This is a genomic window from Cryobacterium sp. MP_M3 (assembly GCF_015752155.1).
Lineage (GTDB): Bacteria > Actinomycetota > Actinomycetes > Actinomycetales > Microbacteriaceae > Cryobacterium.
This window is the reverse complement of record NZ_JADOVI010000003.1, coordinates 212,753-231,443: the sequence shown is the minus strand read 5'-3', so window position 1 is coordinate 231,443 and position 18,691 is coordinate 212,753. Positions and strand designations below refer to the sequence as shown.

23 protein-coding genes are annotated in these 18,691 nt (G+C 67.9%); 17 read left to right on the top strand and 6 right to left on the bottom strand.

The window, feature by feature from the left end:
• Positions 1 to 189: 189 nt before the first annotated feature.
• The gene (locus IWX89_RS05735) at positions 190 to 900 is read right to left on the bottom strand and encodes a sirohydrochlorin chelatase (RefSeq protein ID WP_196902592.1); all 711 of its coding nucleotides are present in this window, start codon (positions 898 to 900) and stop codon (positions 190 to 192) included.
• A gap of 58 nt (positions 901 to 958) precedes the next feature.
• Complete coding sequence (locus IWX89_RS05730; RefSeq protein WP_196902591.1) at positions 959 to 1,414, bottom strand: hypothetical protein; 456 nt, start codon at positions 1,412 to 1,414, stop codon at positions 959 to 961.
• Positions 1,415 to 1,481: 67 nt separating this feature from the next.
• Between IWX89_RS05730 and ftsY the strand changes: the two genes are divergently transcribed.
• A complete protein-coding gene (gene ftsY / locus IWX89_RS05725; RefSeq protein WP_134508045.1) occupies positions 1,482 to 2,357 on the top strand; it encodes a signal recognition particle-docking protein FtsY in 876 nt (291 codons plus the stop codon).
• A gap of 7 nt (positions 2,358 to 2,364) precedes the next feature.
• Positions 2,365 to 2,868 (top strand): DUF2004 domain-containing protein, encoded by a 504-nt coding sequence (locus IWX89_RS05720; protein WP_196902590.1) that lies wholly within the window; start codon positions 2,365 to 2,367, stop codon positions 2,866 to 2,868.
• Positions 2,869 to 2,893: 25 nt separating this feature from the next.
• Here the strand turns inward: IWX89_RS05720 and IWX89_RS05715 are convergent, their stop codons facing one another.
• Positions 2,894 to 3,205, bottom strand: coding sequence for a putative quinol monooxygenase (locus tag IWX89_RS05715; protein WP_196902589.1), 312 nt, complete (start codon positions 3,203 to 3,205; stop codon positions 2,894 to 2,896).
• 78 nt (positions 3,206 to 3,283) lie between these two features.
• On the opposite strand from IWX89_RS05715, the gene ffh reads away from it, so the two are divergent.
• Together ffh and IWX89_RS05705 are read left to right on the top strand one after the other, a co-directional pair.
• Positions 3,284 to 4,864, top strand: a complete 1,581-nt coding sequence (gene ffh / locus IWX89_RS05710) for a signal recognition particle protein (RefSeq protein ID WP_196902588.1) — start codon at positions 3,284 to 3,286, stop codon at positions 4,862 to 4,864.
• A 50-nt stretch (positions 4,865 to 4,914) separates the two neighbouring features.
• Positions 4,915 to 5,706 carry an LLM class F420-dependent oxidoreductase gene (locus IWX89_RS05705; RefSeq protein ID WP_196902587.1) on the top strand — a complete coding sequence of 264 codons (792 nt, stop codon included), beginning with the start codon at positions 4,915 to 4,917 and terminating at the stop codon, positions 5,704 to 5,706.
• A 5-nt stretch (positions 5,707 to 5,711) separates the two neighbouring features.
• On the opposite strand, the gene IWX89_RS05700 is transcribed toward IWX89_RS05705, so the two are convergent.
• Complete coding sequence (locus IWX89_RS05700; protein ID WP_196902586.1) at positions 5,712 to 6,974, bottom strand: HNH endonuclease signature motif containing protein; 1,263 nt, start codon at positions 6,972 to 6,974, stop codon at positions 5,712 to 5,714.
• Between the two features lie 145 nt (positions 6,975 to 7,119).
• Positions 7,120 to 8,259, bottom strand: a complete 1,140-nt coding sequence (locus IWX89_RS05695) for a glutamate--cysteine ligase (RefSeq protein ID WP_196902585.1) — start codon at positions 8,257 to 8,259, stop codon at positions 7,120 to 7,122.
• A 301-nt stretch (positions 8,260 to 8,560) separates the two neighbouring features.
• Between IWX89_RS05695 and rpsP the strand changes: the two genes are divergently transcribed.
• From rpsP to IWX89_RS05640, 11 genes are all read left to right on the top strand, one after another.
• Positions 8,561 to 8,986, top strand: a complete 426-nt coding sequence (gene rpsP / locus IWX89_RS05690; protein ID WP_196902584.1) for a 30S ribosomal protein S16 — start codon at positions 8,561 to 8,563, stop codon at positions 8,984 to 8,986.
• Positions 8,987 to 8,988: 2 nt separating this feature from the next.
• Positions 8,989 to 9,225, top strand: a complete 237-nt coding sequence (locus tag IWX89_RS05685) for an RNA-binding protein (protein ID WP_134524588.1) — start codon at positions 8,989 to 8,991, stop codon at positions 9,223 to 9,225.
• A 26-nt stretch (positions 9,226 to 9,251) separates the two neighbouring features.
• Positions 9,252 to 9,917, top strand: coding sequence for a ribosome maturation factor RimM (gene rimM, locus IWX89_RS05680; RefSeq protein WP_196902583.1), 666 nt, complete (start codon positions 9,252 to 9,254; stop codon positions 9,915 to 9,917).
• 94 nt (positions 9,918 to 10,011) lie between these two features.
• The gene (locus tag IWX89_RS05675) at positions 10,012 to 10,851 is read left to right on the top strand and encodes a formate/nitrite transporter family protein (RefSeq protein ID WP_196902582.1); all 840 of its coding nucleotides are present in this window, start codon (positions 10,012 to 10,014) and stop codon (positions 10,849 to 10,851) included.
• A gap of 9 nt (positions 10,852 to 10,860) precedes the next feature.
• The gene (gene trmD, locus IWX89_RS05670) at positions 10,861 to 11,598 is read left to right on the top strand and encodes a tRNA (guanosine(37)-N1)-methyltransferase TrmD (protein ID WP_196902581.1); all 738 of its coding nucleotides are present in this window, start codon (positions 10,861 to 10,863) and stop codon (positions 11,596 to 11,598) included.
• Positions 11,599 to 11,626: 28 nt separating this feature from the next.
• A complete protein-coding gene (locus IWX89_RS05665) occupies positions 11,627 to 12,166 on the top strand; it encodes an MFS transporter (RefSeq protein WP_196902580.1) in 540 nt (179 codons plus the stop codon).
• 241 nt (positions 12,167 to 12,407) lie between these two features.
• Positions 12,408 to 12,752, top strand: a complete 345-nt coding sequence (gene rplS / locus IWX89_RS05660) for a 50S ribosomal protein L19 (RefSeq protein WP_196902579.1) — start codon at positions 12,408 to 12,410, stop codon at positions 12,750 to 12,752.
• 77 nt (positions 12,753 to 12,829) lie between these two features.
• Positions 12,830 to 13,576: a signal peptidase I gene (lepB, locus tag IWX89_RS05655; RefSeq protein WP_196902578.1), complete on the top strand. Its 747-nt coding sequence runs from the start codon at positions 12,830 to 12,832 to the stop codon at positions 13,574 to 13,576.
• Complete coding sequence (locus IWX89_RS05650; protein WP_196902577.1) at positions 13,577 to 14,221, top strand: ribonuclease HII; 645 nt, start codon at positions 13,577 to 13,579, stop codon at positions 14,219 to 14,221.
• A gap of 12 nt (positions 14,222 to 14,233) precedes the next feature.
• Complete coding sequence (locus tag IWX89_RS05645) at positions 14,234 to 14,557, top strand: DUF2469 family protein (protein WP_130176401.1); 324 nt, start codon at positions 14,234 to 14,236, stop codon at positions 14,555 to 14,557.
• Positions 14,558 to 14,679: 122 nt separating this feature from the next.
• A complete protein-coding gene (locus tag IWX89_RS05640; protein ID WP_196902576.1) occupies positions 14,680 to 16,164 on the top strand; it encodes a glyceraldehyde-3-phosphate dehydrogenase in 1,485 nt (494 codons plus the stop codon).
• 26 nt (positions 16,165 to 16,190) lie between these two features.
• Here the strand turns inward: IWX89_RS05640 and IWX89_RS05635 are convergent, their stop codons facing one another.
• Positions 16,191 to 16,631, bottom strand: coding sequence for a nitroreductase family deazaflavin-dependent oxidoreductase (locus IWX89_RS05635; protein WP_196902575.1), 441 nt, complete (start codon positions 16,629 to 16,631; stop codon positions 16,191 to 16,193).
• Between the two features lie 48 nt (positions 16,632 to 16,679).
• Between IWX89_RS05635 and IWX89_RS05630 the strand changes: the two genes are divergently transcribed.
• Together IWX89_RS05630 and IWX89_RS05625 are read left to right on the top strand one after the other, a co-directional pair.
• Positions 16,680 to 17,798 carry a dipeptidase gene (locus tag IWX89_RS05630; RefSeq protein WP_196902574.1) on the top strand — a complete coding sequence of 373 codons (1,119 nt, stop codon included), beginning with the start codon at positions 16,680 to 16,682 and terminating at the stop codon, positions 17,796 to 17,798.
• 73 nt (positions 17,799 to 17,871) lie between these two features.
• Entirely contained in the window at positions 17,872 to 18,597 is a 726-nt protein-coding gene (locus tag IWX89_RS05625) for an SGNH/GDSL hydrolase family protein (RefSeq protein WP_231382924.1), read from the top strand.
• Positions 18,598 to 18,691 lie beyond the last annotated feature (94 nt).

The following is an 18,691-nucleotide window of genomic DNA, read 5'->3' as shown; positions in this document are numbered from 1 at the left end:
AACGCGGCGACGGCGACAACGGATGCCGAACCGGGTGGGAGAAAACGTACCGAGAACGGGGGGCCGGTGTCTCCCCGGCGTGTAACGGCCTGTCACGCGCCGTAGCGCGGCGTCACACTGGGGCTCGGCGGGCCGGGTCGGCTATGGTGCGCCAGGAACGGATGCCGCGCTCGAGCGTCGCGAGGGCGGCTATCGCGCGGCGGAATACCGGTCGATGACGACCTCGACGAGGGGCGCCGGGGCCGGCTCATCCGGCACCAGGAGGGGGCGGGTCACGATATCCGCGCCGGCCTTCTCGACCAGTCCCTGGAAGTAACCGGGGGCGAGCAGGTAGCTGCTGGCGACGACCCGCCGGCCCGGCCGGTTGATCCTGACCCTCGTCACCGCGCAGGCCAGGCGGGGTGTGGCGGCGGAGAGGAAGCCGAGGACCACCTCGCGCCCGGCGGCATCCGCCAGGCGCTCGGCAACGACCCGGCAGGCGGCCACGGCCCGCGCATCGCTCGAGCCGGCGACGGCCAGCACGACTACGTCGTCCGGTCGGAGACCGGCCTCCGCGAGTCGCCGGCGGAGCACGGCGATGATGCGGTCGTCGGGCCCGAGCGCGCCGGCCAGCAGCACCGAGCGCCCGGTCTCGGCCCGCACGGCCTCGGTCAGGTCGACGTGCACGTGGTAGCCCGCCGACAGGAGCAGCGGCACGACGACAGCCGGAAGCCCCGCCGGGAGGGCGGCCAGAGTCGCCGGGGCGTCGGGCTGTTGCACGTCGACGAAGCCGGAGGCGACCGTCAGGTCGGGCCGGGCGGCGGCCACGGCGCGCATCAGGCCGGCTACCGCGGCCTGGCCGTGGGCCGAGGAGGTGCCGTGGGCGATCCCGACGAGCGCTGGGGGAGTCTGAGTGCTCACTCGACCATTCTGGCGGGTCGCACCCGCTGTGTTACCGCGGATGTCGACCGGGGTCCGGTCAGACCGGTCCGGGGAAGCCGAGGAGCCTCCGGATCAGCACCACGATCTGGACGACCAGGCCGATCACGGTGCCGGCGATGGCGACACCGAACACGATGCGCAGCAGCAGGGTCCAGTCGAACACGGAGTCCCCGAAGTCGAAGGGGAACACCTGCCAGAGGCGCAGCAGCACGGCAAGGCCGATGCCCAGGGTGACCAGGTCGCCCGCGGCCTTCACCGCCGGCTGGTCGACGACCAGGTAGACGGCATTCACGATGATCCCCACGATCAACGACACATTGACCAGGCCGAGCACCAGGACCGTGTCCGCGCTGAGAAACGGCAGCACGTGCCAGCCCGGCCACACGTTCGCCGCATACAGCAGGGCGGCGTTGACAGCGCCTGCGATCGCGTAGCCGATCCGCCGGGCGAGGCTCGAGCCCGTGCGGCCGGGCGTCGTGGTGTACGTCGACATGAGTGCAGTGTCGTGCCGGCCCGCCCGTTCGGCTAGGTCCGAAGGTCCCGAGCCATAGGCTATAGGCATGGCAGAACGCACCTCCTGGTCACTCTCCGGCGCTCTGCGCGGCATGTTCACGAAGAAGACGATCGACGACGACACCTGGGACGACCTCGAGGATGCGCTCATCCAGGCCGACTTCGGGCCGGCCGTGACCGACGCGATCGTCGCCGAGCTTCGGGCGAAGGTGGCGAAGTACCACACGACGGACCCGGTGGACCTGCAACGGATGCTCCGCGAAGGCATCGAGGAACGCCTCGCCCGGCACAACCCGACCCTCACCCTCAGCGCCCGCCCCGCGGTCGTTCTCGTTGTGGGCGTCAACGGCGTCGGCAAGACGACGACGATCGGGAAGTTCGCGAAGTTCCTCCGCGGCTACGACCGCAGTGTGCTGATCGGGGCGGCGGACACGTTCCGGGCCGCCGCCGTCGAGCAACTCGCCACCTGGGCCGAACGGGCCGGGGCGGACATCGTGCGGCCGCAGGCACACGGCCAGGATCCGGCATCCGTCGCCTTCCAAACCGTGCAGAAGGCCATGAACGAGGGCATCGAGATCGTTCTCATCGACACCGCCGGCCGGTTGCAGACCAAGGGCGGCCTGATGGACGAGCTCACCAAGATCCGCCGGGTGATCGAGAAGCAGACCCCGATCGCCGAGGTCCTCCTCGTGCTCGACGCGACCACGGGCCAGAACGGGCTCGCCCAGGCCGAGGCGTTCATCGAACACGCCGGGGTGACCGGACTCGTGCTCACCAAACTGGACGGCTCCGCCAAGGGCGGTTTCGTGCTCGCCGTGCAGGAGAAGACAGGGATTCCCATCAAACTCGTCGGCCAGGGTGAGGGCATCAACGACCTCACCGGTTTCACGCCGCACGTCTTCGCGCAACAACTCGTCGGATAGGACGTACATGACCATCGAACACGATTTCTTCGGAATCCTCGGCAGCGACGACGCGGGCGAGGTGTACTGGTCGGACACGGCCGAACTGGGCGACCAGGACGTGCAGATCGACCTGAGCTCGCCAGACGAAGACTCCGTGTCGGTCGAGGCCCTCGACATCGCAGCGGCCATGGTCAACGCGCTCGAGGAATTGGATTCCCAGGCCCGCGAGTCGCTCGTGGCCGACCTCAGCGCGGAGCGCTCGGTGACGAGCGCCTACATCACGACCGAACTCGACGAGATGGACCCTGAGGCCCTCGAAGACGCCCTCATCTGGGACTCCGGCGACAAGCAGATCGACTTCCTCCGCTCGATCCAGCTGCAGCGGGTGGGCTTCCACCCGCACCATTTCCGCAGCGAGGAGCACTTCGCGGTGCTCGAGTACTCGATCAGCCCTGACGAGACCGACGCCCTGCTCGTGGTGACGATCGACGTGCACGGCGACCCCGTCGTCATCGCCGTCGAGCAGTAGCGAGCGCCGGGACCGGCCGGGACGACTACTGGATTGTGCCCTTGGCCGGATCACCGAAGGGCACGTTGGTGAGCACGTGCACCTCGGCCGGACCGGCCACGGCGTCGCCGGTGAGCGCGTTCAGCTCGGCGATGGCCGGGCCGGCGGCGTGGGCGGCCAGGTCCTCGGCCGTGGACCACCGCTCGACCATGAAGACCCGGTCACCGTCGGTGTGCGCCGCGTAGAGCTCGCAGCCCGGTTCGGCGTGCGCCTTGGGGGCGACAACGGCCAGCGCGTCGAGGATCTCCTGGTTGCGACCGGGCTTCGGGGTGAGTGTTGCGATGACGACTACGGACACGATGGCTCCAGACCTGAGAATGCGCCAGCGGCGCACCCGCTCACGATAGACCTCCGGACCGGTTAAAGTAGAAGCACAATGGCTACTTTTGGAAACCTCTCAGATCGCCTGGCCGAGACGTTCAAGAATCTCCGCACCAAGGGCAAGCTCAGTGCGGCGGATGTCGACGGCACCGTCCGCGAGATCCGTCGCGCCCTCCTCGACGCAGACGTCGCCCTCGACGTGGTCAAGGACTTCACCGGCAAGGTGCGCGAGCGCGCCCTCGGCGACGAGGTCAGCAAGGCGCTGAACCCGGCGCAGCAGGTGGTCCGGATCGTCAACGAAGAGCTCGTCGAGATCCTCGGCGGCCAGCAGCGCCGGCTCGAATTCGCCAAGAAGCCGCCGACCATCATCATGCTCGCCGGCCTCCAGGGCGCGGGAAAGACGACCCTCGCGGGCAAGCTGGCCAAGTGGCTCGCCAAAGACGGCCACACCCCCGTGCTCGTCGCGGCAGACCTCCAGCGCCCCAACGCGGTCACCCAGCTCCAGGTCGTCGGGCAGCAGGCCGGCGTTGCCGTCTTCGCCCCCGAACCGGGCAACGGCGTCGGCAACCCGGTGCAGGTCGCCCGTGACGGCGTCAAGTTCGCCCAGCAGAAGATGCACGACGTGGTCATCGTGGACACCGCCGGCCGTCTCGGCGTCGACGCTGACATGATGAAGCAGGCTTCGGATATTCGCGCGGCCATCGGGCCCGACGAGGTCCTCTTCGTCATCGACGCGATGATCGGCCAGGACGCCGTCGCGACTGCCAAGGCGTTCCAGGACGGCGTCGACTTCACCGGTGTGGTGCTGACCAAGCTCGACGGCGACGCGCGCGGTGGCGCCGCACTCTCCGTGGCGTCGATCACCGGCCGCCCGATCATGTTCGCGTCGACGGGTGAGAGTCTGGACGACTTCGAGCCGTTCCACCCCGACCGCATGGCCAGCCGCATCCTCGACCTCGGTGACATCCTCACCCTGATCGAACAGGCCCAGGGGGCCTTCGACGAGGACGAAGCGCGCAAGATGGCGGAGAAGTTCTCCACCGACACGTTCACGCTCGACGACTTCCTCGGCCAGATGCAGCAGCTGCGCAACATGGGTTCGATCAAGAAGATGATGAGCATGCTGCCGGGCGCGGGCGCCATGAAGCAACAGCTCGAGAACTTCGACGAGCGTGAGATCGTGCGCACCGAGGCCATCATCCAGTCGATGACCAAGGCCGAACGCACCACCCCGAAGCTCCTCAACGGCTCCCGCCGGCTGCGTATCGCCCGCGGTGCCGGCTCCACCGTGACCGAGGTCAACCAGCTCGTGCAGCGCTTCGAGCAGGCAGCGAAGATGATGAAGACGGTCGCCAAGGGCGGCATGCCCAACATCCCGGGGATGGGCCCGATGGCGGGCGCCGGACTCGGCGGCAACCGCGGCAAGCAGCAGCCCAAGAAGAAGGGCTCGAAGTCGGGCAACCCGGCCAAGCGGGCGGCGGAGAACGCCGCGCTGGCCTCCGGCGAGAAGCCCGCCGGAGCCGTCGCAGCCGGTGGCACAGGCTTCGGCCTGGGCGGCAGCAAGCCCGTCGCGGGCAAGGCCGGCGGGCCGACCGAAGACGAGATGGCAGCGCTCCAGAAGATGCTCGGACGGTAGCGGCCGAGCCGGCCTGCTCCGAGAGGCGAACTCCGGTTTAGGATGAGCGCATGACTTCCGAAGCCTCCCGTCCGGTGCGCATCGGCGCGCAATTGGCACCGCAGCACGCCGAGTACGCCACGATCCGGGAGGCGGTGACCCAGGTCGAGGCCATGGGCACCGACGTCGCCTTCAACTGGGACCATTTCTTCCCGTTGTCGGGTGACCCGAACGGCCTGCATTTCGAATCCTGGACGATCCTGGCGGCCTGGGCCGAGCAGACCTCCACCATCGAGCTGGGCGCGCTGGTCAACTGCAACAGCTACCGCAACCCCGACCTGCAGGCCGACATGGCCCGCACCATCGACCACATCAGTGGGGGCCGGTTCATCTTCGGCACCGGCTCCGGCTGGTTCGAACGCGACTACGACGATTACGGCTACGACTTCGGCACCGTCGGCACGCGACTGGACTCGCTGGCCGAGAACCTGCCGCGGATCGAGGCACGGTGGGCCAGGCTCAACCCGCCGCCCACCCGCAAGATCCCCGTGCTCATCGGAGGCGGCGGCGAGAAGAAGACGCTCCGCATCGTCGCTCAGCACGCCGACATCTGGCATTCGTTCTCGAGCCCGGAGGTGCTTGAGCACAAGCTCGGCGTGCTGGCCGGCTGGTGCGAGAAGGTGGGCCGGGACCTGGCCGAGATCGAGATCTCCATCGAACTCCGCGGCAGGAGTGTGGAGGAAGCCGACCAGCTCTACGACCTCGGGGCGCGCCTGTTCACGCTCGGTCTGTCGGGCCCGCACTACAAACTCGACCGGCTGACCGACTGGCTCGCCTGGCGGGACTCCAAGAACCAGGCCTGACGGCATCAGAACGGTGCGTCGTCGGGGAGATCAGACGCCGTCGACGGCGGTCCGGTCGGAAGGATCGTGGCGGGTTCGGTGATGAAGTCCCGCCCGGTCGGGGAGGTCCATGTCAGGATGCCGCCGGGTTTCTGGGTGACGGTCCACCGGGTCTGGGTTTTCAACGCGTGGTTGGGTTTGCAGAGGTGGGCGAGGTTGTCGTGCGCCGTCTCGCCGAGCAGACTCCAGTCATGGGAGTGGTCAAGCTCCGCACCCCTCGCGGGACGATTGCAGCCGGGGAAGCGGCAGGTCTCATCGCGCAGGCGGAGGAACCGGCGCATCGCCTTGGGCGTTTTGTACCGGTCCCTCCCGACGGAGAGGATCACCCCGGTCTCCGGGTGGGTGAGCAGCCGGGTGAAGCTCGGCGCCCGTGACGCCAGATCCCGCGCCGTGTCCGGGTCGATCGGCCCGTACCCTTCCAAGTACCCCGGTTCCTCACTGTGCCCCAGCAGCGTCAGCACCGGCACGGTCACCTGCACGGTGGCTTTGACGCCGGTGCCGACGCCGGTCGGGGTGACCCCGTGGATCAGCAGGTCACTGAGCACATCGGTGCGGATCTGCGTCAGCGTGCGTGTCTCGTCGGGCCCCTGCAGACTCGCGGCGAGGTCGTTGGCCCGGTGGAAGATCGCCTGCACCAGTTCCGCCCCCGTCGTCACATACAGGGTCGCCATCCCGTCGTGCTCGGGGGTCACCCCGCTGGTGCGGTCGGTGATCGACCTCGCCCGCCGGGCCGTGATCGTCTCCGGGTGCAGGCGTTCCCGCAGCAGCCGGGCCTTGTGTTTGAGCTTGGCCACCGTGAGTGTCTCCGCCGCCGGCAGGAGTGCTTGTTCGAAGGCGGCGAGCCCCTCGACCGGGATCGACCAGGACTGCTGGACGATCGTCTGCGCGTGCCGGTAACTGATCCGCCCCGCCGCCATCGCGGCCCGGGTAGCGGGGAGGTGCTCGGCCAATGCCTGGCTCTCCGCGAGCAGGGTCTGCGCCGTGCGCTCCGGGATCCGGAGTGTGGCGGCCAACTCACTGGAGAGCTCCCGCTGCGCGATCTCCTCCCGGCTCCACCGGGACTGCAGGCTCAACGGAATCGACGCGGCCTGCGCGGCGCTGAACCGGCGGGCCCGATCGACCGCCTCGGCCCGCGCGGCGAAGCACCGGGCGATCGCCCTGTCCGCTGCCGCGACCGCGTCGAAGAGCAGTCCGAGCTCGTGTTGGGAGGTGCTCACCGGGGTGGCCATAACCTGACACTACGACCAGCCACCGACATTCACCGTCCCCAAACCCGGCCTCACGATGGGGTGTGGATAACCTGATCAAACTCGATTTGTGGAGGACGAGCCAGGGGTGATTTCGACAGGCTCAATCCCCGGGAAGAGAGCCCGCTCAGCGCGCGATGAGCCCTGTGCGCAGCTCGTCGGCGAGTGCGTGAACGACCGCCGGCAGGTTTCCGCCGGCCGCGTCGGCCACCCGCAGTTGGCGCTGGTAGCTCGCCCCGGCACCGAGGATCACGTTCAGCTGGAGCAGTTCCGCCAGACACCCCAGGCGCTCGGCCACGGGGGAGAGCACGCCGATCAGGCGACGCACATCGTCGATGACGTGGCGTTCGGCCCCGGCGGCGTCGAGGATGATCTCCGCGTCGAGCCCGTACCGCGACGCACGCCACTTGTTCTCGCGCACGAACCAGGGCTGCAGTTGCGGCACGGTCTCGCCCGCGTCCAGCCGCGTCGACATCCACTCGACCAGGCACTGGATGAACGCGGCGATCGCCCCGAGCTCCTCGGCCGTCGACACGCCGTCGCAGGCGCGGATCTCGATCGTGCCCCAGCGTGGCGACGGGCGGATGTCCCAGCGCACCTCGGTGACGTCGTCGACGATCCCGGGGACGGTCATGTCCTCGACGTAGCGTTCCCACGCTGCCCAGTCGTCCAGGATCCACGGAAGCCCCGCCGTTGGGAGCTGCTGGAACATCTGGGCGCGATTCGAGGCGTAACCGGTGTTCACGCCCGCCCAGAACGGACTCGACGCGGACAGCGCCTGCAGGTGCGGCAGGTAGGTGAGGAGTCCGTTCAGGATGGGGATCACCTTGGCGCGGTCCTCGATGCCCACGTGCACGTGGATGCCCCAGATCATCATGTTGCGCCCCCACCACTGGGTGCGGTCGATCAGGCGGTGGTACCTGGCCTTGTCCGTGACCTCCTGGTCGAACCACTGGCCGAACGGATGCGACCCGCTGCAGATCAGATCGACGCCTCGCGGATCGGTGATCGCGCGCACCTCGCCGACCTGGCCGACGACATCCGCGACCGCCCCGGCCACCGTGTGATGGACCCCCGAAACCAGCTCGACCGTGTTGAGGAGCAGCTCGCCGGTGATCTTCGGGTGCGGTGAGCCGTCTGCGCCGCGGAGCGCGTCGAGCACCTCGTCGGCGAGGGAGACCAGGTCGCCCGTATCGCGGTCGACCAGCGCGAGCTCCCACTCGATGCCGATTGTCGACCGCTCTGAGCGCACGAAGTCGATTCCCACGTGGAGCCTTTCGAGGAGGGCGTCACCCCGAACGGGTGTGTCGTGGCACAATCCTGACACCGATCGGGCGCGCTCCGCCACGCGCAGCCGCCCGGGGGTGCCGGACCGCCCGACGCACCAGGAGAGGGATGGCCGCCGATTATCGGAAACGGGGCATCGTCTGGCAGAATGGTTAGTCGAGTTCTCTTGCGTTCGACCCTCTACTCAGACGCAGGAAAAAACCACCTTATTGAGCTTGTGCCGAGTGTGCCCCCACGCTCACGGCCGTCAGTTCGCCAAAAATCAAATACACAGGAGAATTGTGGCTGTCAAAATTCGTTTGAAGCGCATGGGCAAGATCCGTGCACCGTACTACCGCATCGTTGTCGCCGACTCGCGCACCAAGCGCGACGGCCGTGTCATCGAAGAGATCGGCATCTACCACCCCACGCAGGAGCCCTCCGTCATCGAGGTCAAGTCCGAGCGCGCGCAGTACTGGCTCGGCGTCGGCGCACAGCCGACCGAGCAGGTTGCCGCTCTCCTCAAGCTGACCGGCGACTGGGGCATCTTCAAGGGTGACAAGAACGCCGTCAGCACCGTGAAGGTCAAGGAAGCCAAGGTTGCTTTCGTCGCCGACGAGAAGAAGAAGCCCGTTCTCAAGCCGAAGGCCGACAAGCCCGTGGCGAAGGAAGAGGCCCCCAAGGAGACCGTGGCTGACGCCGCCGCTCCCGAAGAGGACAAGGCGTAGTCTTGCTCGCTCCCGCGCTTGAGCACCTCGTCAAGGGGATCGTCGATCACCCGGATGACGTGCACGTTTCGGCTCAGAACTCCCCACGTGGCGAGGTCCTCGAGGTTCGCGTGAACCCTGAAGACCTCGGCCGCGTGATCGGTCGTTCCGGCCGTACCGCCAAGGCCCTGCGCACCCTCGTGGCCGCGCTGGCCGACGGCAGGCGCGTGCGGGTCGACGTCGTCGACACCGATTTCTGAAGAAAACTGTTAGCGAGTAGTTGGTAATGAGCTTGGTGAACGACAGCACGCCGCCCCGTAGTCAACTCCGGGTGGGGCGTCTGACGAAGGCCCATGGCCTCAAGGGCGCCATCAAGCTCGAACTGTTCACGGATGACCCGGGGCGACGTTTCGTCCCGGGCGCCGTGTTCACCCTCCAGGTCCCCACAGGGTCACCCTGGCACGGCAAGACCCTCGAGCTCGTCGAGCTCCGCTGGTACAACCAGCACGCCGTCGGCTTCTTCAAGGACGTCCCCGACCGGGAAGCCGCCGAGGCTCTCGCCAAGGCGATCCTCTGGATCGACCAGGACGACGAGGAACAGCCCGACGAAGAAGACGCCTGGTACGACCACCAGCTCGTCGGACTCGCCGTCGTACGCGACGGTGAGAAGATCGGCACCATCACCCGGCTCGAGCACCTCCCGGCACAGGACCTGCTCATCGTGAAGACCCCGGCCGGCGAGGTGATGATCCCCTTCGTGAAGGCGATCGTGCCCTCGGTGGACATCACGACCGGCATCGTCACCATCACCCCTCCACCCGGACTGCTCGAAGAGCTGCCGGAGGAACCCGACGACGACCTGCCGGAGGAACCGGACACCGAGCCGGAAGCAGACTCCGAACCCGAGACGCTGACGTCTCCGGTGGAGACCCCCGACAGCGAAGGCGCATAGACGCGACCCGACCACACCCGGGGAGTGGCGCGCCGCGCCCGTCCGACTTCCCAGCTCGTCATGACGCGGCACACCCTCCAAGGAGAACCGCAGCATGTCGTACGTCAAACCGGATCAACTCATCGATGACATCATCCATTCCGGTGTCCTTAAATCGAACCTGACCATTAAGCAGATGTTCGTGCGCGGCACCCTCGCCGGCGCCATTCTCGGCGCGGCGACCACGGTCGCGCTGACGGCCGCAGCCCAGACCGGGCTCCCGATCGTCGGCGCCGTGCTGTTCCCGGTCGGCTTCGCGATGATCCTCCTGCTCGGACTGGAACTCGTCACCGGCAGCTTCGCCCTTATCCCGCTCGCCATCATGGAGGGCCGCACGACCCTCCAGAAGGGCCTCACCAACTTCGCCGTCGTCATCTGCGCGCACCTCTTCGGCGCCGTGCTCTACGCGGCACTGTACGTCGCCTCGATCACCTACCTCGGCACCGAGACGAGCGACCCGATGATCCAGGCGATCATCCACATGGCCGAGCACAAGGTGCTGCCCTACGAAGCGGTCGGTGCCGGCGGCATCCTGGTCGCCATCATCAAGGCGATGCTCTGCAACTGGATGGTCGCGATCGGCACGATCATGTTCTACACGTCGAAGTCGACGGCCGGGAAGATCCTCGCCATGTGGCTGCCGGTGACCACCTTCTTCAGCCTCGGACTCGAACACGCCATCGTGAACATGTTCGTCATCCCGGCCGGGATGATGCTCGGCGCGAACATCAGCTTCGGCGAATGGTGGGTCTGGAACCAGGGTCCGGTCCTGATCGGCAACCTCCTCGGCGCCGTGCTCTTCACCGCCCTGCCGATCTACTTCTCCCACCGCACCAGGGTGAACCGCGCCGCCGCACTCGAGGGTGCGAACGGGCCGGTGCTGATCCGCTCCTAGACTTCTCTGGTGCGCATCGACATCCTCACCATCTTTCCGGAGTTCTTTTCCGTCCTCGACGTCTCGCTCGTCGGCAAGGCGCGCCAGTCGGGGCTGATCGACCTGCGCGTGCACAACCTGCGCGATCACACCCACGACCGGCACAACACCGTCGACGACACACCCTACGGCGGTGGGGCCGGCATGGTGATGAAGCCTGAGCCGTGGGGCGAGGCGCTCGATGAGATCATCGGCGAGGTGTCCGGTGGCGCAGCCGGGGCGGATGCCGGGGCGGATGCCGGACCGGTCCTGATCTTCCCGTCCCCGGCCGGCGAACTGTTCACCCAGAAGATGGCCAGATCCCTCGCGGAGGAACCGAACCTGGTCTTCGGCTGCGGGCGCTACGAGGGCATCGACCAGCGCGTCTTCGACCATTACGCCGCCTCCGGCCGGGTGCGCCTGATCAGCCTCGGCGACTACGTGCTCAACGGGGGAGAGGTCGCCGTGATGGCCATGATCGAGGCCATCGGGCGGCTGATCCCCGGCGTCGTCGGCAACCCGGAGAGTCTCGTCGAGGAGTCGCACGAGGACGGCCTGCTGGAATACCCGAGCTACACCAAGCCGTCCAGCTGGTGCGGGCACGACGTGCCGCCCGTGCTGCTCAGCGGGAACCACGGGGCCATCGCCGCCTGGCGCCGCGAGCAGCAGCTCGCGCGCACCAGGCAGGTGCGGCCCGACCTTCTGCCCCCAGCGAACTCCGAGGAGTAAGTCAGAATCACGCGAGTAGTCTGATCTCGTGTTCGTACGCAGACTCTTCTACTACTGGCAGTTCATCGCCGTCGTCGTGCTGCCCGCCTGGCTGCTGGTCGGCGCGTCGGTCTTCGGCGTCAGCGGCTGGATGGTGCTCGGCAGCTTCTTCGGCGGCGTCCTCCTCGGCATCGGCCTGCTCATGGTCGCCCTGCTGATCTACGCCCGCAAGGACGTGCGCGCCGCCCGGGCGGTGTCCTTGGCGGATGTCGGTGTGCTCACCCTCTGGCACGCCCTGATCATCGCCCTCGGCTTCACGGCCTCGTCCTCCGGGCTTCCCGTGCTCGTCGTGGTCGTCGGGCTGGCCGCGTTCTGGTTCGTCATCTGGGAGTTCTACAGCGCCGCCCGGGCAAGGATGCGCGAGATGCTGGTCGTGATCGAGGAGACCGCGCGGTTCGGCACGGTGCCGGCCGGCGGTGTGCAGGGTTCACCCCCGGGGTCCGCCCCTGGTGCACCCAGGCCTCCCCGTTTCGACAGCACGGCCGATCCCGCGGTGATCGTCATCCACGAGAAGCCCGCCGAGCAGTAACGGGCATCCGTCTCGACAAGCTCGACGACCGACGCGGCTCGATGGCCGGGGCGGCTTCTTTTGCGGCAACGACCGCTTTCGTGACATAATCAGCGTTTGTGCCGTAGCAAGCCTCTGCCACAGGGGAGCTGCAACGTATCGGCATGAACATACTCAGTCGGTTGCCGACGCGGGTCGCTCACAGCGGGTCGCGCGGCACAAATCGTAGTCGTCCTGTGGCGGATACAGAGAGCGAATCACTATGCATATTCTCGACCAGGTGGATGCACCATCACTCCGGAAGGACATCCCGGCCTTCCGCGCCGGCGATACCGTCAAGGTCCACGTCAACATCGTTGAGGGCGCCCGCTCTCGTGTCCAGGTCTTCCAGGGAGTCGTCATCGGCCGCTCCGGCGAAGGCGTGCGCGAGACGTTCCGCGTTCGCAAGGTCAGCTTCCAGGTCGGCGTCGAGCGCACCTTCCCGGTGCACTCCCCGGTGATCGACCACATCGAGGTCATCACCCGCGGTGACGTGCGTCGCGCGAAGCTGTACTACCTGCGCAACCTGCGCGGCAAGAAGGCCAAGATCAAAGAGAAGCGCGACTAACAGTCGACTCCCAGCCTTCGCTGGATTTCTCCCTGAGCTCCTCACCCTTACACTGGGTCAGGAGCTCAGGCGGTTTAATGACAGACAATTCTCTGCCCACGCGATCACATCGCCTGGAATCAGATACGAAGCGCAAGAAGCGCGGCGTTGCACTCTTCCTTCGCGACCTCCTGGTCATTTTCGTGGTGGCCCTGCTCATCTCGTTCCTGATAAAGACGTTCCTGATCCGCTCGTTCTACATCCCCTCCGGGTCGATGGAGACGACGTTGCTGGTCAACGACCGGATCATCGTGAACCAGCTCGAACCCGGGCTCATCCCGATAGCCAGGGGCGACGTCGTCGTCTTCCGTGATCCGGGCGGCTGGCTCCTGCCGCAGGCTCCGGTGCAGCAGAACCCGATCGTGGCCGGCGTCGACTGGGTGCTCTCCGTGGTAGGTCTTTCCGCCCCCGACAGCAACGACCACTTGATCAAACGTGTCATCGGGCTTCCGGGTGACCACGTCGTCTGCTGCAACGCGCTGGGCCAGATGAGCGTCAACGACATCCCGCTCTCCGAACCGTACGTGAACCTCCCGACCGGTCAGACGCAGGTGTCCAAGGACGCCTTCGACGTGGTCGTACCTGCGAAATCACTGTGGGTGATGGGCGACAACCGCTACAACTCCAAGGACTCCCGGTACAACGGCGACACGCCGGGCAAGGGCTTCGTGCCGATCGAGAACGTCGTCGGCCGTGCCCTGGTGATCAGCTGGCCGCTGGCCCGCTGGACCTGGCTGGACGATTACCCGGAGGTCTTCCGCGGGGTCTCCGCGGAGACCGACTAGGTGGGCGTCGTGGACCCGACCCTCGACGTCGAGCTGGCCATGATGGCCGCCGGCGCGACCTGCGTGATCGGCTGCGACGAGGTCGGCCGGGGTGCGCTGGCCGGACCAGTCGGCGTCGGCGTGGCCGTCGTCGGACCCGCCGCGCCCGCCATCCCCGACGGACTGCGTGATTCCAAGATGCTCAGCGAGCCCCGTCGGGAGGCTCTGGCGCCCCTCGCGGCCGCCTGGGCGCTGCACTCGGCGGTCGGGCTCGCTTCGGCCGCCGAGGTCGACGAGCTCGGCATCATCGCCTGCCTCGGGCTCGCCGGCAAACGGGCGCTGGCGGCGCTGCACGCCGCCGGGGTCGACATCGCCGGGAGCGTCGTGCTGCTCGACGGCAACGACGACTGGCTGAACAAGGCCCTGCACACTCCGCTGAACGTGGTCACCCGGGTGCGGGCCGACCAGGACTGCGGTTCGGTGGCCGCGGCATCCGTGATCGCCAAGGTGCACCGTGACCGGCTCATGATCGAAGCGGATGCCCGGCACCCCGGCTACGGCTGGGCGGGCAACAAGGGCTACGGGAGTGCGGCCCACCTGGAAGCGATCGCCCTGCTCGGCCCCACCGGGCTGCACCGCAAATCGTGGCTCAAGATCACAGCGTAGGATTGAAACACCATGGAAGAAGAAGAATTCGAGGACTACGACCGCGAGGTCGAGTTGGCCCTGTACCGAGAGTACCGAGATGTTGTCGGGCAATTCCAGTACGTCGTCGAGACCGAGCGACGCTTCTACCTCGCCAACGAAGTGGAGTTGGTGCGCCGGGACACTGAGCACGACTTCTACTTCGAACTGACCATGAAGGACGTCTGGGTCTGGGACGTCTACCGCTCCGACCGGTTCGTGAAGTCGGTTCGCGTGCTGACGTTCAAGGACGTCAACGTGGAGGAGCTCGCCTCCAAGGAGTTCGAGCTGCCCAAGGAGCTCGCGCTCGACGAATAGCTCGACCCGCGGCCGCCCCGGCGGTCGCGCCCCCCGATTCCGGGCCGACCACCGCCGGTCTGCCCGGCCCAGGCTGCCAGCCTGCACAACCCGGCGCAACGATGCGGCCGGGAGAGAAAGGTATGTCCTTGCTTCAGGATGCTGATCGCTGCCGAGACACATGGATCAACCGGGAAGCACTGGCGGAGGCGATGATCCCGCTGATCGGCCGACTGTACCGGGACAACAACGTCGTCACCAGCGTGCACGGGCGCAGCCTGATCAACCAGTCGGTGGTGGGGCTGCTCAAGGCGCACCGCTTCGCCCGGCAGATCGACGACGTCGAACTTCCCCTCGAGCAGACCCTGCCGATGCTGCAGGCGCTCGCTCGGCTGCGGCTCGGCGCCGCGTCGATCGACCTGGCCCGGCTGAACCTGGCCTACCGCGCTGACGAAACCGGCCGGAGCCTGGACGACTTCCTGCGCGAGGAGCTGGCCGACGTCGTCGGCCAGCAGGGCGCCGACCCGCGCACGAGCACCGATGTCGTGCTTTACGGGTTCGGCCGGATCGGACGTCTCCTCGCCCGCATCCTGATCGAGCACGCCGGCGGCGGCCAGGGCCTGCGCCTGCGCGCCATCGTCGTGCGCCGCGGGTCCGCCAACGACATCGTCAAGCGGGCCAGCCTGCTGCGACGGGACTCCGTGCATGGGCCGTTCGAGGGAACCATCACCGTCGACGAGGAAAACGACACGATCCTGGCCAACGGCACGCTGATCCAGGTCATCTACTCCTCCGACCCCGCCAGTGTCGACTACACCCGGTACGGCATCCACGACGCGGTCGTGGTCGACAACACCGGCCGCTGGCGCGACGCCGAGGGGCTCTCCCAGCACCTCGCCTGCCCCGGGGTGGCCCGGGTGCTGCTCACCGCGCCCGGCAAGGGCAACCTGAAGAACATCGTCCACGGCATCAACCACACCTCGATCACCGCCGACGACGCCATCGTGACGGCGGCCTCGTGCACCACCAACGCGATCACCCCCGTGCTCAAGGCGGTCAACGACCGTTTCGGCATCGTCGACGGGCACGTCGAGACGGTGCACTCGTTCACGAACGACCAGAACCTGATCGACAACTTCCACTCCGGTGACCGCCGGGGCCGCTCGGCCGCCCTCAACATGGTGCTCACCGAGACGGGCGCGGCGAAGGCTGTGGCCAAGGCACTGCCGGAGCTGGCCGGAAAACTGACCGGCAACGCCATCCGCGTTCCGACGCCTGACGTGTCGATGGCGATCCTCAACCTGAATCTCGAGCGCGAGACCGGCAAGGACGAGCTCAACGCCTACCTCCGGTCGATGAGCCTGAACTCCGAACTGCACAAGCAGATCGACTACATCGACTCGCCCGAGGTCGTCTCCAGCGACTTCCTCGGCTCGCGCCGGGCCGGGATCGTCGACGGGCTGGCCACCATCACCACCGGCCGGAAGGCCGTGCTCTACGTCTGGTACGACAACGAATACGGCTACAGCTGCCAGGTCATCCGGGTGCTCGAAGAGATGGCCGGCGCGCATCCGCCGGTCTTCCCGAAGGCCGAGGCAGACCTTCCGGACGCGGTGCTGCAGGCCTGAGCGAGCGGGGCGGGTGTGGGCGTGAGCTAGCGGGGTTCGCAGATGACCACGGGGATGTCCCGGCTCGTCTTCTGCTGGTAGCCGTCGTAGCCCTTGTAGGCGGCGACGATCTGCGGCCACAGCTCGGCCTTCTCCTCCGGGTTCGCCGTGCGGGCGCGCATCGGCATGGTGGTTCCGTACACGGTGAGCTCGACGTCGGGGTTCGCGACCAGGTTGAGGTACCACTGCGGGTTGCGGTCGTCGCCGCCCTTCGACGCTATCAGCACGTACCGGTGCCGGTCGTGCACGGGCGCCGTCAGCATCGTCGCCCGCCGTTTGCCGCTCGACCGGCCGATCGTGTGCAGCTCGACCGCGGGCATCGACCCGAAGTTGGCGAGGACGCGCCCGCCGGAGAGCGTGAACACGGCCCGGTGCAGCACGTTCATCGTCTTCATCTGCAGGTCGACCAGCTCATTGCGCAATCCCATGGATCCAGACTACGAGAGGAGCCTGCCGTCGAGCGATAGCGTGGAGGCATGAATCCCGCCGCTGCTTCCGCCGCCCCCGCCCCCGCCCCCGCTGCCGGTGCCGCGGCCGTCGTCGCCCAGGCGCTGCGGCTCGCGCCGCTCATCGACGGCCACAACGACTGGGCCTGGGTCTGCCGCGAGGAACGGGACTACTCGGTCGAGGGCCTCGAACAGGGACTCGCGACCGACACGGACATCGCCCGCCTCCGGGCCGGCCGGGTCGGTGGCCAGTTCTGGTCGGTCTACGTCAGCGACGACCACGCCGGCGCCGACGCCGTGCAGGGCACCCTCGAACAGATCGACTGGGTCTACCGGCTCGCCGCCCGGTACCCCGGGGAGTTCGTCATCGCGCGGAGCGCCGCCGACGTCGAGGCCGCCAGGGCCGACGGCCGGGTGGCCTCCCTGCTCGGCGCGGAGGGGGCGCACAGCCTCAACGACTCGCCGGCCGTGCTGCGGATGTTCGCCCGGCTGGGCGTGCGCTACCTCACCCTGACCCACGTGCACAACACCAGCTGGGCCGATTCGGGCACCGACGATTTCGTCCACGGGGGTCTCACCGCCCGTGGGGCCGAGTACATCCGGGAGCTGAACCGGCTGGGGATGCTCGTCGACCTCTCGCACGTGTCGCCTGCCACGGCGCACGCGGCCCTCGACCTGACCGATTCGCCGGTGATCTTCAGCCACAGCTGCGTCTCCACGGTCGCAGACCATCCCCGGAACGTGCCCGACGACGTGCTCCGCCGGCTCGCCGCGAACGACGGCGTGATCATGCTCACCTTCGTGCCGCAATTCCTCACCCCCGAGTACTCGGCCTGGTTCGACGGGACCAGGGACACCCCGGCGCCCGCCGTGACGATCGCGCAGGTCGCCGATCACATCGAGCATGCCCGCCGGGTCGCCGGCATCCGTCACATCGGCCTGGGCGGTGACTTCGACGGCACGGATGAATTCCCCACGGGCCTCGAGGGCGTCGACGGCTACCCGGCGCTGCTGGCCGAGCTCGCGGGGCGGGGCTGGCCGGCGGAGGATCTCGCCGCCCTGGCCGGCGGCAACATCCTGCGCGTGCTGCGCGTTACGGATGCGGCCTTCGCCGCGGCCGGCGGGGGGATCCCGCTGCTCGTGCGCTGAGCCGTGCCCCCGGGGGTAGCCTCGAGCGAGGGCGCGACCAATCCGGACGGGCCACCGCTGCCGAATGAGAGTCATGACCCTGCGCCGACGTATCGCCCTCCTGACCGTGATCGGCGTGCTGTGCGCCGGGACCATCGCCGTTGTCGCCGGGGTGCTCGGCGGGGCGACCGGAACGGGAGGCGCGAGCGTCGCCGACTCGACGCCGGGATCGACGGCCACGGGATCGCCGGCCGGCGGTTCGCCCGTTGTCGCGTTCTACGGCGACTCCTACACGCGCGGCACGGGCGCATCAAGCCGGGCCGCCCGCTGGTCGACCATCGTGTCCGCCGAGCGCGGCTGGACCGAGGTCAACCCGAGCACGAACGGGCTCGGCTTCGTGAACAACCGGGCGAACCTGCCCGGCCCCGACCTCGTCGACCGGGTGATCAAGGCGCAACCCGACATCGTGATCAGCACCATGGGCTTGAACGACAACTTCGTGATGCCCGGCCGCGCCGACGACGTGCGGGCCGCGATCACCACGGACTTCACCGAGCTCAAGAAGGCACTGCCCCACGCCCGCTTCATCATCGTCGAACCGTTCTGGTATGCCGACGAGCGGCCCGAATCCGTGGAACGCATCATCGGCTGGGTGGGGGACGCGGCCGTGGCCATCGACGCCGACTACATCCCGGGAGCCTCCCACTGGATGGACGGGCATCCGGAATGGAAGGCCGCAGACAACCTGCACCCCAATGACGTCGGCTACCGCGAGATCGCGGTGCGGATGGACGCCGAGCTGGCGAAACTGGGCCTCTGACCGGTTCCGGTGGATTCACCGCCTCTCCCTCGAGTCGCCGCGAAGCCTGGTCGGCACGGCTCACCCTCCACAGGGCGGGGACGGCCGCGGGTCG